Source organism: Pseudomonas sp. GW821-FHT02A11 (assembly GCF_059421985.1).
Map to the genome: position 1 here is coordinate 21,950 of NZ_JBWKWB010000004.1, position 15,846 is coordinate 37,795.

The 15,846-nt window shown below is 61.0% G+C and carries 13 protein-coding genes; 9 read left to right on the forward strand and 4 right to left on the reverse strand.

Annotated features, from left to right (window positions below):
• The first annotated feature begins 75 nt into the window (after nt 1-75).
• The 4 genes from AC07V9_RS07635 to AC07V9_RS07650 all read left to right on the forward strand — a co-directional run bounded on the left by AC07V9_RS07635 (nt 76) and on the right by AC07V9_RS07650 (nt 2,784).
• The gene (locus AC07V9_RS07635) at nt 76-834 is read left to right on the forward strand and encodes a class I SAM-dependent methyltransferase (protein ID WP_495015125.1); all 759 of its coding nucleotides are present in this window, start codon (nt 76-78) and stop codon (nt 832-834) included.
• Between the two features lie 47 nt (nt 835-881).
• Complete coding sequence (gene rnhA / locus AC07V9_RS07640) at nt 882-1,340, forward strand: ribonuclease HI (RefSeq protein WP_495015126.1); 459 nt, start codon at nt 882-884, stop codon at nt 1,338-1,340.
• Between the two features lie 70 nt (nt 1,341-1,410).
• The gene (gene dnaQ / locus AC07V9_RS07645) at nt 1,411-2,154 is read left to right on the forward strand and encodes a DNA polymerase III subunit epsilon (protein ID WP_495015438.1); all 744 of its coding nucleotides are present in this window, start codon (nt 1,411-1,413) and stop codon (nt 2,152-2,154) included.
• Nucleotides 2,155-2,223: 69 nt separating this feature from the next.
• Entirely contained in the window at nt 2,224-2,784 is a 561-nt protein-coding gene (locus AC07V9_RS07650) for a GNAT family N-acetyltransferase (protein WP_495015127.1), read from the forward strand.
• 60 nt (nt 2,785-2,844) lie between these two features.
• Here the strand turns inward: AC07V9_RS07650 and AC07V9_RS07655 are convergent, their stop codons facing one another.
• Nucleotides 2,845-3,060: a hypothetical protein gene (locus AC07V9_RS07655; RefSeq protein WP_495015128.1), complete on the reverse strand. Its 216-nt coding sequence runs from the start codon at nt 3,058-3,060 to the stop codon at nt 2,845-2,847.
• A 315-nt stretch (nt 3,061-3,375) separates the two neighbouring features.
• Here AC07V9_RS07655 and AC07V9_RS07660 point away from each other — a divergent pair, with 315 nt between their 5' ends.
• Nucleotides 3,376-3,939, forward strand: a complete 564-nt coding sequence (locus AC07V9_RS07660; RefSeq protein WP_495015129.1) for an NADPH-dependent FMN reductase — start codon at nt 3,376-3,378, stop codon at nt 3,937-3,939.
• Nucleotides 3,940-4,031: 92 nt separating this feature from the next.
• Here AC07V9_RS07660 and phnX read toward each other — a convergent pair whose 3' ends face one another.
• The gene (gene phnX, locus AC07V9_RS07665) at nt 4,032-4,859 is read right to left on the reverse strand and encodes a phosphonoacetaldehyde hydrolase (protein WP_495015130.1); all 828 of its coding nucleotides are present in this window, start codon (nt 4,857-4,859) and stop codon (nt 4,032-4,034) included.
• Nucleotides 4,860-4,925: 66 nt separating this feature from the next.
• Entirely contained in the window at nt 4,926-6,035 is a 1,110-nt protein-coding gene (locus tag AC07V9_RS07670; RefSeq protein ID WP_495015131.1) for a 2-aminoethylphosphonate--pyruvate transaminase, read from the reverse strand.
• 111 nt (nt 6,036-6,146) lie between these two features.
• Here AC07V9_RS07670 and AC07V9_RS07675 point away from each other — a divergent pair, with 111 nt between their 5' ends.
• Nucleotides 6,147-7,004, forward strand: a complete 858-nt coding sequence (locus tag AC07V9_RS07675; protein WP_495015132.1) for a LysR substrate-binding domain-containing protein — start codon at nt 6,147-6,149, stop codon at nt 7,002-7,004.
• A gap of 164 nt (nt 7,005-7,168) precedes the next feature.
• On the opposite strand, the gene AC07V9_RS07680 is transcribed toward AC07V9_RS07675, so the two are convergent.
• Nucleotides 7,169-8,044: a LysR substrate-binding domain-containing protein gene (locus AC07V9_RS07680; protein WP_495015133.1), complete on the reverse strand. Its 876-nt coding sequence runs from the start codon at nt 8,042-8,044 to the stop codon at nt 7,169-7,171.
• Nucleotides 8,045-8,334: 290 nt separating this feature from the next.
• Between AC07V9_RS07680 and AC07V9_RS07685 the strand changes: the two genes are divergently transcribed.
• From AC07V9_RS07685 to AC07V9_RS07695, 3 genes are all read left to right on the forward strand, one after another.
• Nucleotides 8,335-9,654, forward strand: coding sequence for an MFS transporter (locus AC07V9_RS07685; RefSeq protein ID WP_495015134.1), 1,320 nt, complete (start codon nt 8,335-8,337; stop codon nt 9,652-9,654).
• A gap of 116 nt (nt 9,655-9,770) precedes the next feature.
• Nucleotides 9,771-10,226: a hypothetical protein gene (locus AC07V9_RS07690; RefSeq protein ID WP_495015135.1), complete on the forward strand. Its 456-nt coding sequence runs from the start codon at nt 9,771-9,773 to the stop codon at nt 10,224-10,226.
• Between the two features lie 179 nt (nt 10,227-10,405).
• Nucleotides 10,406-15,643, forward strand: a complete 5,238-nt coding sequence (locus tag AC07V9_RS07695) for a dermonecrotic toxin domain-containing protein (protein ID WP_495015136.1) — start codon at nt 10,406-10,408, stop codon at nt 15,641-15,643.
• Nucleotides 15,644-15,846 lie beyond the last annotated feature (203 nt).

Consider the following 15,846-nt stretch of genomic DNA (forward strand, 5'->3'; position numbering starts at 1 on the left):
ACAAAGCGCAATCTTAGAGTCTGAACAGGTTCCAGGCGAGCACCTCTCGCGCAGGACTTCTCATGGAGACCGGAAATGACCGATGAAGCGTTCGCCCAGGCCGACCCCGAGTGGCTTGAGCTGATCAGCTCTGCCCGAGAATGGTTGTCCGGGCCTGTGGGGCAATTGCTGCTCGAAGAAGAGCGACGCGTGCTTGAGGAAGAGCTTGAACGCTTCTTCGGCGGCTATTTGGTGCATTACGGCCCGTCGGCACAAACCCCGCCCGCGGCCAGGCAGGTGCAGCGCAACGTGCGTCTGGGGGCGCCGCTGCCGGGGGTCGAGATCGTCTGTGAGGAACAGGCCTGGCCCTTGAGCGAGCATGCCGCCGACGTGGTGGTCATGCAGCACGGGCTGGATTTCTGCCTCTCGCCCCACGGCCTGCTTCGCGAAGCGGCCAGCAGCGTGCGCCCGGGGGGCCATTTGCTGATCGTCGGCATCAACCCCTGGAGCACCTGGGGCATTCGCCATTTCTTTGCCAATGACGCCTTGCGCCGCGCCCGCTGCATCTCGCCATCGCGGGTCGGTGACTGGCTCAACCTGCTGGGCTTTGCGCTGGAGAAACGCCGGTTCGGGTGCTATCGTCCGCCGCTCGCGTCGCCTGCCTGGCAGAGCCGCTTGTCGGGCCTGGAACGTCTGGGCGGTGGCTGGCAGAGCCCGGGCGGTGGCTTCTATTTATTAGTGGCACGCAAACTCGTCGTGGGCCTGCGTCCGGTGCGCATGCCCCGTCGCGAGCCCATGGGCAAACTGCTGCCGCTGCCGATGGCCAAGGTCAATCGGCATCCCCCTGAGCCTTGAAGCTGGATTGTTGATAGCCGGGCTCCATCATTTGTGGAACGAGCGTAATGAGCGATACCGATACCGTCGAACTCTTCTCCGATGGCGCTTGCAAAGGCAACCCCGGCCCTGGCGGCTGGGGCGCGCTGTTGGTGTGCAAGGGCGTGGAAAAGGAACTCTGGGGCGGTGAAGCCAACACCACCAACAACCGCATGGAACTGCTGGGCGCGATTCGCGGCCTTGAGGAGCTCAAGCGGCCGTGCGAGGTGATTCTGGTGACCGACTCGCAATACGTGATGAAAGGCATCACCGAGTGGATGGTCAACTGGAAGAAGCGCGGCTGGAAGACCGCAGCCAAGGAGCCGGTGAAGAACGCCGACCTGTGGAAGCAGCTGGACGAGCAGGTCAATCGTCACAAGGTCACCTGGAAATGGGTGCGCGGGCACATCGGCCACCACGGCAACGAACGCGCCGACCAGTTGGCCAACCGTGGCGTGGATGAGGTGCGCGGGATCAAGCATGGCTGATCCATTCGGACACCCGTGTTAACATCCGCGCCTGAAATCGAGGCGCCAGGCAATGACTGCACAAAACATCATCACTGAACGTCGGGTCGTACTCGACACCGAAACCACCGGTATGCCCGTCACCGACGGCCACCGGGTGATCGAGATCGGCTGTGTGGAAGTGATTGGCCGGCGGCTGACCGGGCGGCATTTTCACGTTTATCTGCAACCGGATCGCGACAGTGACGAGGGTGCCATCGGCGTTCACGGCATCACCGACCAGTTCCTGATCGGCAAGCCGCGTTTTGCCGAAGTCGCCGATGAGTTCTACGAATTCATCAAGGGCGCGCAGTTGATCATCCACAACGCGCCCTTCGACGTTGGCTTCCTTAACAATGAATTCGCCCTGATCGGTCAGCACGATCGCGCTAACCTGGCGAGCTATTGCTCGATCCTCGACACCCTGGCCATGGCCCGCGAGCGTCACCCGGGCCAACGCAACAGCCTCGACGCCCTGTGCAAACGCTACGATGTCGACAACTCGGGCCGTGAGCTGCACGGCGCCTTGCTCGACTCCGAGATTCTGGCCGACGTCTATCTGGCGATGACCGGTGGCCAGACCACCTTGTCGCTGGCAGGCACCAATGATGGCGAGGGCGGGGCGGATCGTCCCTCTGAAGTGCGCAAGATCACCGGTCGCACGCCGGGCCGCATCGTCATGGCCAGCGAGGCCGAAATTGCCGAGCATGAGGCACGTCTGGCGGTCATCGCCAAGTCGGCTGGCGCACCGGCACTGTGGACGCAGCTGCTCGAAGCGCAGGCCCAGCAAGGCTGATTTTTCAGGACGCAGGGGCAGGGTCGCGTTGGCGACGGCCCCTTCATCGATGGCGCGGGAGGCTCCAGGGTGACAACGTCGAGTCCGGCTTTGAGCATTCGCGTCGCAGACGAATGTTTCGAGGATTACATCCTCAACTGCGAATTCACCTTCATGGTGACCGGTTACGCCCACGTGCAGATTGGTCAGCCTGTGGCGCAATGGCCGGTCGACGCGGTCGAACCCTACCTTAAAAACTACGGCATCGATTCCGAAGAGTTTTGCGATTATCGCGACGGCGGTGATGGCACGGTGCTGGTTGCCTGGCAGGGTAAGGACCCGGTAGGCCATGTGGTGATCAGCAAGCACTGGAACGGTTTTGCCCACATCGATGAGCTGGCTGTGGACACGGTCGCGCGACGCAACGGCGTGGCGCGCAAGCTGCTGGATGTCGCGCAGTTCTGGAGTCGCAAGCACAACCTGCCGGGCATCATGCTGGAAACCCAGAACAACAATCTGGCAGCGTGCCGTTTGTATGAGGGGTACGGGTTCGTGGTCGGCGGGGTGGACCACCTGCGCTATCGCGCGATCGATCCGACCACGCGAGAGTCCGCGATATTCTGGTATCTGCTGTTTGAGCGGCACGCTTGAAGCTGCAAGCCACACGCCGAACCACGTAGTTCGGCCCTCAGGTGCCGCTGGGTGCTGCGCTTAGCTGGTGCGGGTCAGCTTGATTCCGGATTGAACCAGCTCGAACTCATCGCCACCCAGATGATTCACGCGATCACCGATGACCAGCCGATAGGTAATGACCTGTTTCAGCTCGCCGGTTTCGTCTGGCTTGAAATCATGGAATTCCCGCACGAGGTAGATGCGTCGCTCTGCATCTCGTGCATGGAATTGTGCGACATGATCATTTGAAGCCATTAGCTTTGTAACCTCTGGAAATAACTGCTCGTTTTCGCTCGCATCGTACCACCGCGAGCCGTGATTCCATGTCCGTTCGTAAGGTCGTTCTGTAGGACCTGTAGGCGCATTCCTCGCTCAAGGCTTTGAGACCGCCGTTTTCGAAGGGAGTTTTCGGGACGGGAAAAAATAGTCTCGACCAGCGGTCGTCAAAAATGACCCGAGGCGACCGCCAAAGATCGGCTCTCTCGATCAGTGACAACAAAAAACAGCGCTGAACAAACGCCGTCTTTCATCTATAACTGTCCATTCCTCCCCTAGAAGAAGGTCCGGTTCATGAGCCAGGTTCATTCGATTGCAGTGATTGTCGGCAGCTTGCGCAAAGATTCCCTCAACCGCAAAGTCGCCCGCGCACTGGCCGAGTTGGCACCCCCCAGCCTCAAGCTGAGCATTGTCGAAATCGGCGATCTGCCCCTGTACAACGAAGACATCGACCTCGATTCCCCTCCTGCTTCCTACACCGCATTCCGCCAGGCCCTGCAAGGCGCGGACGGTTTTCTGTTCGTTACCCCGGAATACAACCGTTCAGTGCCTGGCGTGCTTAAAAACGCCATCGACGTCGGCTCGCGTCCGTACGGCAAGAGTTCCTGGGGCAAGGCCAAGCCTGCGGCGGTGGTCAGCGTGTCGCCGGGTGCCATCGGCGGCTTCGGCGCCAACCAGCATCTGCGCCAGAGCTTCGTGTTCCTCGACGTGCTGTGCATGCAGCAGCCCGAGGCGTATCTGGGTGGTGCGGGAAGTTTCTTTGACGAGCAGGGCAAGCTGAGCGAGAAAACCCGGCCGTTCCTGCAGAGCATCATCGATGCCTTCGCTGGGCATGTGGCGCGCACCCTCAAGGCGTAGTGACGCTGGCTTTTGATTCTGCCCGCAGGGCGTAGGAGCGCCACCCTGGCAGCTCCTACGTCCTGCGCGCAGAAGCGTTCAACGCGCAGCCCTCAGACGCTCTGCGGCATCTCACCCCTGGCCAGACGCCGGTTGATGTCGGCGATCACCTCTGGCAACTCATTGATGGTGTCCACCTGGTAATGCGGGCGTGAGCCTTCGAACATGGCGTGGATGCGCTTGCGCTCGGCGTCCAGCTTTTCTGGCGACAGCGCCTGATAGTGCTCGTAGGTCAGGCCCAGCGCGTTGCCGGAGCACACCAGCGCCACGGTCCACATCCCCGCGCGACGTCCTTCGAGAATCCCCGGCACGGTGTCGTCGACCTTGACGCACGCCGCCACGTCATCGATCCCCAGGGCAATCACGTTGGCCAGCGCCTGAGCGGGCCATGGGCGACCGTTTGGCACTTCGTCGGTGGCCACCACGTGATCGGCGACGTAACCGTTCTTCGCCGCCAGTTCGACGACTTTCTTCATCACCACGGCCGGGTAACCCGAGCAGGAGCCGATCTTCAGCCCTTGCTGACGCAGTCCGGTGAGGGTGTCCAGGGCGCCTGGAATCAGCGCCGAGTGAGTGGCGATCTTCTCGATCTGCAGCGGCATGAAGCGCTCGTAAATGGCGGTGACGTCATCGTCGGTTGGCGTGCGGCCGAAGGCCTTGCGGTAGCGCTCGGCGATCTGCGGCTGGTCGCACAGGGTGCGGATGTGGTCCCACTTGCCCATGCCCATCGGACCGCGGGCTTCTTCAATGGAGACCTGCACGTCAAACTCGCCAAAGGCCTCGACGAAAATCTGCGTCGGGGCGAACGAGCCAAAGTCGACGACGGTGCCGGCCCAGTCGAGAATCGCGGCTTGCAGTTGGGTCGGGTTGCTGTAGTTCATGGGTCAATCCTCAAAGTCGTAGCGAAGTCAGGGTGTCAGATCAGGGTTTCAAACGGGTGGTCAGGCTCAGATGTCGAGCACTTCCATTTCGCGCAGCACTTGGCCGATGGCATCGACCGCCGCCTGCATGCCCTTGGCGTCCACGTGGCCGATGCAGCCGACGCGGAAGGTTTCGACCTGGGTCAGCTTGCCCGGATAGAGGATGAAACCCTTGGCCTTGACCCGCTCGTAGAAGTCCTTGAACTGATAGCGCGCATCGCGCGGGGCGTGGAAGGTGACGATGATCGGCGCCTGAATCGCAGCAGACAGAAAGCTGCGCAGGCCCAGTTCGGCCATGCCGTCCAGCAGCGCCTTACAGTTGTCGACGTAGCGCGCGTTGCGGGCAGGCAGGCCGCCTTCTTCCTTGTATTGCAGCAGGGCTTCATGCAGCGCCGCGACCACGTGGGTCGGCGGGGTGAAGCGCCATTGGCCAGTCTTGGCCATGTAGGTGTATTGATCGTGCAGGTCCATCGCCAGTGAGTGCGAGTTGCCGGCAGCGGCATCCAGCGCCTCTTTGCGGGCGAAGACAAAACCCATGCCCGGCACGCCTTCCAGGCATTTGCCGGAAGCTGCAATCAGCGCGTCGAAGGGGATTTTTCCAGCGTCTACCGGCAGCGCGCCGAAGGAACTCATGGCGTCGATGATCAGACGTTTGCCGGTGCGGGCGATGACTTCGGCGATTTCCGGCAGCGGGTTGAGAATGCCGGTGCTGGTCTCGCAATGAATCAGCGCGACGTGGGTGATGCGCTGGTCGGTCTGCAGCATCGTTTCGACATCGGCAGCGGTGGTGGGTTGGTCTTCAGCGGTTTCGAAGGTGCAGAAATCTCGGCCCAGCACTTCGCAAATCTTCGCCAGACGCTTGCCGTAGGCGCCGTTAATCAGCACCAGCACCTTGCCGTCGCGAGGGACGAGGGTGCCGATGGCCGCTTCCACGGCAAAGGTGCCGCTGCCTTGCAGAGGGACGCAACGGTGAGTTTCGTGGCCGTTGATGATGTCCAGTAGCTGCCAGCACAAGCTGGCGGTCAGCTTGTTGAAGCGGTCGTCCCACGAGCCCCAGTCGACCATCATCGCCTGACGGGTGCGGGCGGAAGTGGTCAGCGGGCCGGGAGTCAGCAGGATCGGTTGCGCAATGCTCATAGGCGTGTCCTCGAAGCGTCAGGGGATCGGAAGCGACGGGCATACGTTGACGTTCAGTCAGCTATCAATCAAATTGCTTGTTGTTATCCGAACTATAAGTCAGGCCGATTCATGAACCTCTTCCAACTGCGCGCCTTCGACGCCGTCGCTCGGGAAGGCAGCTTCACCCGCGCTGCTGCCCGCCTGTTTATCAGCCAGCCAGCGGTGACCGGGCACGTGAAGGCCTTGGAGGATCACTACCAGATCACCCTGTTGCGACGAACGGCACGCCGGGTCGAGCTGACCGAGGAGGGCATCAAGCTGGCGGCGATCACTCGCGCGATGTTCGGTATGGCTGAAGAGGCCCGGGCTTTGCTGGAGGCCAATCGCCAATTGCTCACCGGGCGGCTGGAGGTGGCGGCGGACGGCCCGCACATGGTCATGCCGATGCTGGCGCGGCTGCGGGCGAAGTTTCCGGGGATCACGGTCAATCTGCGTCTGGGTAATGCCCAGGAAACCCTGGCGGCGCTGGTGTCCGAGCATGCGGATGTCGCGGTGCTCACCGAGGTGGAGTCGCGCAAGGGCATGCATTTGCAGAGCCTGGCGCAGTCGAGGATCTGCGCGCTGTTGCCTGCTCGGCATGAGTGGGCGGGCGAGGGCGAGATCGCGCTTGAACGGTTGAATCAGCAGATTATGGTGCTGCGCGAACCGACGTCGATCACCCGCCGCACCTTTGACGAGGCCTGTTCGGTGGCCGGGGTCAGCCCGTTGGTGCTACTGGAACTGGACAGTCGCGAAGCAGTGACCGAAGCGGTGGCGGCGGATCTGGGCATTGGCATCGTGTCATCGGTGGAAGTCAGCCACGACCCCAGAGTGGTGGCTGTGCCACTGGCCGGGGAGGGGCTGCTCAACCAGCACTTTATCGGCTGCCTGGAACGGCGCCGGGAGTTGCGCTTGATCAACGCATTTTTTGAGCTGGCGGTAGGTTAAAACCCGCCCCCGGTCGTGACGTGGTGATGAATCCTGTGGGAGCGAATTCATTCGCGATACGGTGGGACACCTGGCAGATCTACGTCGGATGTACCTGCCTCTCGCGAATGACTTCGCTCCCACAGGGGACGGATTGCTGACGTAAGCAAGCAGGGCCGATAGGGCTAAGTTGTCAGCGCTTCATTCACCATCTCCAGAAACGTCGCCACCACCCGCCGTGAACTCTGCTCGGGCAAACACACCAGCGTTTCGGTCATCCGCCGGCTGCAGTCCAGAATCGGCAGCGCAATCACCCGCGAATCCGCCCCGAACTCCGCTGCCGACACCACCCCCACGCCAATCCCCACCACCACCGCCTCCCGCGCCGCCTCGCGCCCTTCGACCTGAATCGCCGGACGGATTTTCATGCCCAGCCGATTCATCTCCTCCTCGACAATCTGTCGCGTCACCGAACCTGGTTCACGTAACACCAAAGGTGTGTCGTGCAAGTCCGCCAGGGTGATCGAAGCGCGCGTCGCCCAAGGGTGACTCAACGCAACGAACGCCACGAACGGGTCGCTGCGCAGGGGAATCGACAGCAGCCGGTCGTCACTGACATCCCGCCCGAGCAAGGCCAGGTCCGCCTGATAGTTGAACAGCCGATGCAGCGATTCGTCGGTGTTGCCGGTTTCGATCTTCACCGTGATGCCGGGGTAGCGTTCGCAGAAGCGGGCGATCTGCGGCAGCACGTGCACCGGCGCATCCACCGCCAGGGTCAGGCTGCCGGTTTGCAGGGACTGCGAATCCTGCAGCAGTTCTTCGGCTTCCATCTCCACCGCAAACAGCCGTTGGGTGATACCCAGCAGGCGCTCGCCCAAGTCAGTGAGCTTCACCGAACGCTTGTTTCGATGAAACAGCATCACTCCGTAGCGCTCTTCGAGTTTGCGCACCTGATCGGAAATCGCCGGCTGGGTGAGGAACAGCTTTTGGGCCGCAACGGTGAAGCTGCCGTGCTGGGCAACGGCGTGGAAAGCTTTCAACTGCGCGTGGGACATAGACATGCAATCACCTGTTACAAGCTGAACTTATATTTGAAATACGATAAATCGATTTCACTTATTAGTCTGCACTTGCTTTTATCCCCTCCAGCCCGAGCGACGGTCGTGACACGACTTGCCGGTCGAGGCCATGAGCGACCAACGGGGGCTGTGTGCACGCGGCAGTCCGTTGGCGACTCATCTGACCATTCGCTGCCACTCAAAAGGCGGTGGATGCCGTGCTTACACCAATAAGAACACAGGCGTTATTCCTTCGATTTCTGCCGGCACACTCAACCCCGAGGTCAGATCCAATGAGCCATACCGTCGCAACGATAAAGCGCTGGCGCGTGCAGATTTTCGCCATCACCTGGCTTGCCTACGCTGCTTTCTATTTCACTCGCAAAGCCTTCTCGGTCGCCAAGCTGGGCATCGCCGAAGATCCGACTTTTCATCTGGACAAGATGGCCATGGCCAACATGGACGCCATCTACCTGACCGCCTACGCCGTGGGCCAATTCACCTGGGGCATGCTCGCCGACCGTTTTGGCCCAAGGGTGGTGGTGCTCGGCGGCTTGCTGATTTCCGCAGGCGCTGCGGTGGTCATGGGCAGCTTCGCCACGCTGCCGATCTTTGCCACCTGCATGCTGATTCAGGGCCTGGCGCAGTCCACCGGCTGGTCAGGGCTGTGCAAGAACATCGGCGCGTTTTTCCCGGCCATTCAGCGCGGGCGCGTGCTGGGGCTGTGGAGTTCCTGCTACGCCTTTGGCGGTCTGGTGGCCTCGCCGTTCGCTGGCTGGTGGGCCTATAGCTTGATCGGCACCTGGCATGCGGCGTTCTTTTCCAGCGCAGCGGTGGTTGCCTTTGTGGCGGTGCTGTTTTTCATTTTTCAGCGCAACACGCCGGAGGATGTCGGGCTGCCAGCGGTGGAGCCCGAGCCCGAGTTGAGTGCTGCGCAGATCGACGCGCAGAAGGGCATGAGCGTGTGGACGCCGCTCAAGGAGATCCTGCGCAATCGCACCGTGCTGACTCTGGGCCTGGCGTATTTTCTGCTCAAGCCTGCGCGCTACGCGATTCTGTTATGGGGCCCGGTGATCGTGTTCGAGCAGATGCCCAACGTTGGCAAGGTCGGCGCGGCCATCGTGCCGACCGCGTTTGAACTGGCCGGGTTGTTGGGCCCGATCATGATCGGCCTGGCCTCGGACAAACTGTTCGGCGCGCGGCGCATGCCGGCCTGTGTCTTGAGTCTGGTGGCGCTGACCGTCGCGCTCGGCCTGTTCATGGGCGCCATGCACACCGGCAGCGTGATGTTGGTGGTGGGGCTGTTGTTCGTCATGGGCCTGACCCTGTACGGGCCGGATTCGATGATCAGCAGCACGGCGGCCATCGATTTCGGCACCGCCAGAGCCGCCGCGACGGCCTCGGGTTTCGTCAACGGCTGCGGCTCGGTGGGGGCGATTCTCGGTGGCTTGCTACCGGGTTACTTCGACACCGTGACGGTTTTCATTGTCTTCGCGGCCTGCGCGATGGTCTCGGCGCTGGTGCTCATCCCGCACTGGAACAGTCGCCCCGCCGTCGTTGAACTGCCCGAAGCACAAGGCGCTGCACAGAATCTGAAGGCACTGCGTACCTGATCCAGTCAATCGTAAATGTCGACGCGGATGTACAGCATTATATAGCGCAGCCCGTGTGACGTTTCTCCCTACGCTCCTTGGCATGTGGCCCATGGCCGGTTCGGAACCGGTCATGGGTGTCTCAAGAAAAGGAGCATTCACAGCTGGCGGATCATTTTCAGGCAGGCACTTTGATTCACGAGCTGTCGCATCTGGTGCTCGATACCAAGGATATTGCGTATCTGGAGGCTAACGCGCCGCCTGTGGAGCTGCTGGCCGAAGATACCGCTGCCAACGTCAGGATACGCGCCGATATCGAACGCCGGCATGCGCATCGGTTGTCCCATCGCACGCGCAAGGACGAGTTGTTCAAGGTGCAGGACTTTGGCCGCTGGCGTGACCTCAATCGTGGGGATGCCCGAGGCTTTGCAACGATCCTGCGGATCAGCGGCGCGCGAACTCTGGAGCAGGCGCGCGAGGTGTTCCTCTCTGACGTACACACGCGCAGCCGAATCATGCTCAGCAATGCCGACTCGGTGACGCTGCTGATAGCGCGTCTGGGGCGCCGCAACTGGGTGATGCCGACGCCGTGACCGTCGGGAAGTGGCTACGACAGGGGAGGCTTTGGTCAGCCAGTCAATCTGAAATGACGACAAGTGTGCACAGCATTATGTAGCGCATTGCGTGCCGGTTTTGTCCTTACGCTCGGCGCAAATACTGCCCAGCTCCGGCGCTATGCCGGGGCGAGGCAGGCCTGCCATAAGGAGCTTTCATGACGACCGCCAATTCTCTTTACTTTCACACCGCCTCGCTGCGCCAACGGTACTTCGACGCCCTCGATCACGCCCTGACCACCAAGCGTATCAGCGCCCAGGAGCGCTTCTGGTTGCAGGCGCTGGCACGCACACCGGGCGTGAACGACCCGGACCCTGCGAGGGTCGATCGGCTCATGTCCAGTCAAGCGGCCTTCGAGCCTTTCGAGCTTCGCGCCGCATTACTGGTCAGCCATGCGGTGACCGATGATGCACGGATGTACCTGTTTACCTTGGCCGATGGTATCGAGGTTTTCAGTGACCGCCACGCCCTTGCCACAGCGTTGCGCCCCCGCTTTGTGGAGTCAGATGACAGTGCGCTGATCGAGTATGAACTCATCGAGGCGGATCCATTCAGGGCGCAGATGCTGGCAATCGTCGATCATCAGGTCGATCATCTTGAGCAACTGAGTGCACAGCTCAGGATGACGCCTTCACTGACGATGGCGACGGATGCCTCGATTGCCGCGCAGTTGCGTGATGCCCTCCCGACGATGGCGATCGATCCAGACACTCACCTGCTGCAAATCGTTGGCGGTTGCAACGGCGATGTCGAGACCACGCCGGTCACGCAAACGCTCACCCAAGCGACCCTGGACGACTATTGCAAGGTCAGGATAGAGAAGGGGTTCGAACGACGTTTTCTCGACGCCCAGGGGCGAGTGGCCAGTCCTGCCGAAGCGATATCGTTCACCAAGGCATTGAGCGATGCCGTCGCCGGGGTGAACGAGCAATACGCACAATTGCTAGTCGCATTCTGGGCCGAACCCTTGAACGGTACGCGCACCCGTCGGGACTTGGGCATCGAGAGCATTCGCCAGAATTTGCGCCGGGATATCTACACCCAACGCCACAGCGGCGTGCTCGATAAAACCCTGGTCACGGCACTGATGCTATTGCTGGAGCGGGTTTCGGACGATCTGCCGTCCGACACGGCGGTGCAGTGCCATCGGCTGACGATCCGCATCGGCGACAGTGCGGCCTGCTCGCTGGCCGGCACCTTCGCTATCACGCAAGCCGATGACAACGATGACGCGGTGCTCTGGTTCTCCACCGACCAGCAATTGATGCGCTTCGATGACACCCAGGCGCTGGCGAAGTATTTCGAAACCGCGTCAGCTCGTCAGCAACTCCGGCCGGGGCTGGCAATCGAGGATCAGCCGATGTTGCGCAAGAGCGGGCAGGTCCAGATAACCCTTGAGCGGATCGTGACCCCGCTGTTTGCCGAGCGCCTCGATTCGATCATCGCCCTGCAGGCGCGCAATCTGCGCTACGTCACCGGATTATCGAGGATGGTCACTGACATGACCGCGATGATCGATGACGCGCTGGATGTGCGCCAGCTGCTTGATCCGCGTCTCTTGCAGCTCAACGAAGGACGCTGGCGGCGAGAGGCCCCGATCGATTTCGCCGATGTCTGGCTCAAGCCTGAATCTGTCGCCGCCGCTCCAGCAGCGCCCGTTGAAATGATCCTGTCCGCTTCCTGGCGCGAGCTGGCCCAGACCTTCGATTCGCGGACTGAACGTCTGCGCAGGCTTGACAACGTGCTGCTCGACTTTACCGAGCAGGCGTTGCAGCGCTATGTGTGCGTGCTGCTCGGAGGGGATGTGCAAGCGCGCAACCTGCGGGTGCACTGGCTGGAGTCCAGCCCTGTCGATCCGTCGGACGTCGAGACGCTGCCCGTGCCTGTGAGCGAGTCGCAGCAGGCACTCTCAAGGGATCTGTTGTCCTGGCTGCTCGAATGTGTCACCGGTCATCGTTCGCGCACGCTACCCGCGGCCGCACAGGTCAGGCTCGACGCCTCGACGCAAGCCAGCGGGGTGCAGATCGAGTTGATCAATCACATGTTGGGCAAGCTTGCTGACGGTTTCCTCAAGGGCTATGAGGAACGGTTCAAGACGTGCCGCCTTGAGGTTCAGCGTCAGGGCGACCGATGTTATCAGCTGGCAGCGCAGGCGCTCAGCCTGCGTGAAGACGCGGTCAGGCTCGATCTGGCGGTGGGCAAGCGTCAGGAGCGCTTCGACGACGCGGCTTTCAGCATGGTCCGTCAGGTGCTGGATCGACCGGTGCGTTCATTGCGAACCGTGCTGGGCATCGATACGGCAGAAGCCTTTACTGTGTCGCTGGTATACGGCACCCATCCTGCAATTGCGGTGTGCGACGCGCTGGTGGTCAGGCAGCCGCTCAAGCAGGATGGCGCGCTGATGTTGTGGCGTGGTTCGGTCGGGTGGCAACCGTTCGATTCACTGGAGCAACTACAGGCAACCTTGCAGGACGAACTTGGTCACGACTTGGCCGAGCGCTGGCTGACGCTTGTCGCGACCAGTGATCGCGCGCAGTTGCAAACGCAGTTGGCCAAGGTCCGCAACAATGCAGTCAGGTTTCGTCTGGAACGCGTTGAGGGGCATGCGATAGAAGCCCTGCAGCAGGCCGCTTCGCGCTGTGAACGGCGGGAGGTAAAAGAGCTGTGTCTGCGTGCGGTGCGCTGCCGTTTCGAAGCCGGTATGTTCATTCGGCTTGCCGACGCAACCGAACTCAATGCCCCTTTGATATCGATGCTCGACAGGCTGGCATTGAGAATCGAAAACAGCATATTCGTCGCGATGATGCCGTCCTGGCTGGCCAAGGCATCGAGCGCCGACCTCAAGCTCTATTACAGGATTTTCAGGCGCTTTTATCTGGCCAGTGACGGCGGCAAGGATTTCCTCTTTGATCTGCCTTCGCTAAACGCCCTGGCCCGGGAGCGACTGGTCACTCAACTGAACAAGGACTACCCCGGTCAAGCGCTGGACCCCGATCAAATCGCCGTGACCTCCCGTCGTTATGTAAGTGCATTGCCAGCCCTCGGAGACCTCCCCTCTGCCATACCCGCGGCCACGATAAGCAACAGTGAGTCGCTGACCCAATACGCAGTGAATCGTTTTATCGACGCGCAGGACACAGCGCTGAGCATCGATTCCGAGGGGCAAGCGCAGGCCGTGCAGTTGCTGACGCCCGATTACCTGACTCAGCTGGTGCGGCGTCTGGACGTCGGCGCCGCCTACAGGGCGTTGTTGCGCAAGGCGCTGTCCCCCAATGATGCGCAGTACCGGGCGCGCGAACGCTGCTTCATTCAGCAGCTGCCCCCGGCTCTGCTCGCCGTGGCCCTGACTGAGCGCATGCAGGGCAAACTCAGTCAGCGGGCCTATGACTTCATTTCGAGCGTGGTCAACATGCCCGACGGCATCGCTCGGGAAAAGGTCGACGATGTGCGGGTAATCCTCAGCCCGCTGCAACTGCTGGCCGACAAGCGATTGAGCCCTGATACGGTCAGCGGCGTGTACTTGATTGCACCGGCGGACGCGGACAAGGGCCCGGTATTGCTCTATGCGACCTACCATTCGGATTTTATCTTTCGCGAATACACTGATCGAACGACGCTGGTAAGCCAGATTCGCAGCGATGGGGCACTGCAACAACTGCTGTTGGAACGTCTTGATCCAGCGGTGCATCGTCGTTATGCCAACGGCGGATTTCACGAGCCCCACCTGGCGTCGTCCGTCGGATTGTTCGACTTCGACGTTCCATTGCACAGGCCTGGTCCGGTCGCGCTGAGCGTGAAGCCGATCAAGGGTAATGCCTTGCAAACTCTGTTCAAAGGCACCTGCCAATTGCTGCTGCAAATGGGCCAGGCCAGTTCAGTCACCACCGAGGAAGCCGATCGGGCTGGGCGGGCATTTCTGGCGACCCTGACGTTGAGTCAGGCGCTGGCGCTGTTGCCAAGCAAATTGGCGACGTTGCTGACCCTTTGGCAGAGCCACACGCTGATCCGCGCTTCCGTGAGGTCGATGTCCGGACGTCACTGGGGCCAGGCACTCTCTGAGTTCACCTCGGCATTGGGACTGATGCTGACGACGCGTGAGCAGTCGCACGATAGCAATGGCTCCAATGCCCACGAAGCAGGCGTCAGTGAGGAAGAGGTCGCAATGGCTACGGCCTTTTCCTGGTCTTCTTCGTCACTGACCGCGGAGCAACAGCAGCGGCTTCAAGGACTCGAAGCGCAGGACGTGGCGCTTGATACGCTGCATCACGACAGCTTGCTCAATCTCTATCTGGACAAGACAACCGACGCCCACTACGCCGTTGTGACCGGCAGGGTATACCAGGTCAAGCGGGTAGCCGAAGAGGGGCGTTGGATGATCGTCGGCGCTGAGGGCTGCGCGGGGCCACGGTTGCTGCTCGACAACAATCAGCATTGGCAACTGGATCTGAATCTGCGTTTGAGGGGCGGTGGCGGCACCGTCAGTAGAATCAAGACGTCGATCACAGCGTCCAGCGCCGAACATGTGCTGATCATCGAGGCCAGCGGGATGCCCGAAATTCGCTTGCATTACCGCGACCGGGCCAGACAGATCGGTGAGGCGCATCTGCAGGCCAAGCAGTACCTGGAAAACTGTCTGGATAATCTCGCCACGAACCGCAGAGGCGCTGCGTTGGACCCTCGTGTGGCCAGTATCATTGGCGACTTCTTTGGCAGTGCTAACCCTGATCAGCCGTTGTTGAGCCGAATCGAGCGCACGGTCAAAGCCCTGTTCGATGAAATCATGGACCCTTCCTTGTCGCCTTTCTCATCGGAGCGTTTCGTGATGGGCGTCAATCGTCCGGGCAGTGAACGGGTGACCGCTTTTGTGATCATGCTGGATCCACAACGGCGGATTTTCCTGACGGAGCGCTTCTTCAACGTGCGAACCTATCGTCTCAAGCCGCAAGCGGCTCGCCAGGGGTTCAAGCAGCGCGCTCATTTCCAGGCGACGACCTTGCTTCATGAACTTTCCCACCTGGCGCTCGACACCAAAGATATCGCTTACCTGCAATCCAATGCGCCACATCTGGATCTGTTACCGCAAAACACGCCGGGCGCGCTGCGCCGATACAGTGATACCGAGCGCCTGCACAACTATCGCCTGTCCCATCGCAGCCGTAAAAGTGACTTGTTTGTGCTGCTCGAAGATGGCAAATGGCGCGCACTCAAACCTGCAGATGGCCTGGGATACAGCTCGATCTTGCGGATTACCCGGACCAAAACGCTGGACGAGGCCCGCGACGTTTTTCTGTCTGACGTCGACAAGCGCAGCCAGGTGATGCTCAAGAACGCCGATTCCGTAGCGCTGTTGATATCGCACCTGGGACGGCGCAATTATGCCCTGACCACCCCCTGAGCTCAGGCGTTGCGGGTTGGCAAGGTCCGTCGACCTGGCAGGTTCACTTGCCTGGCGGGCTGAAGTAAAGCTGCTGCCCGTCTGCTTCTTTTAGTACCTGACCGGTGCCTCTACGCACAGCAATATGTAGTGCAGTGCAGGCACCGGTTCTCCTTACGCTCCTTGGAAATCCCGCTCAGGCTCGGTCGTTCATCGGGTTTGAG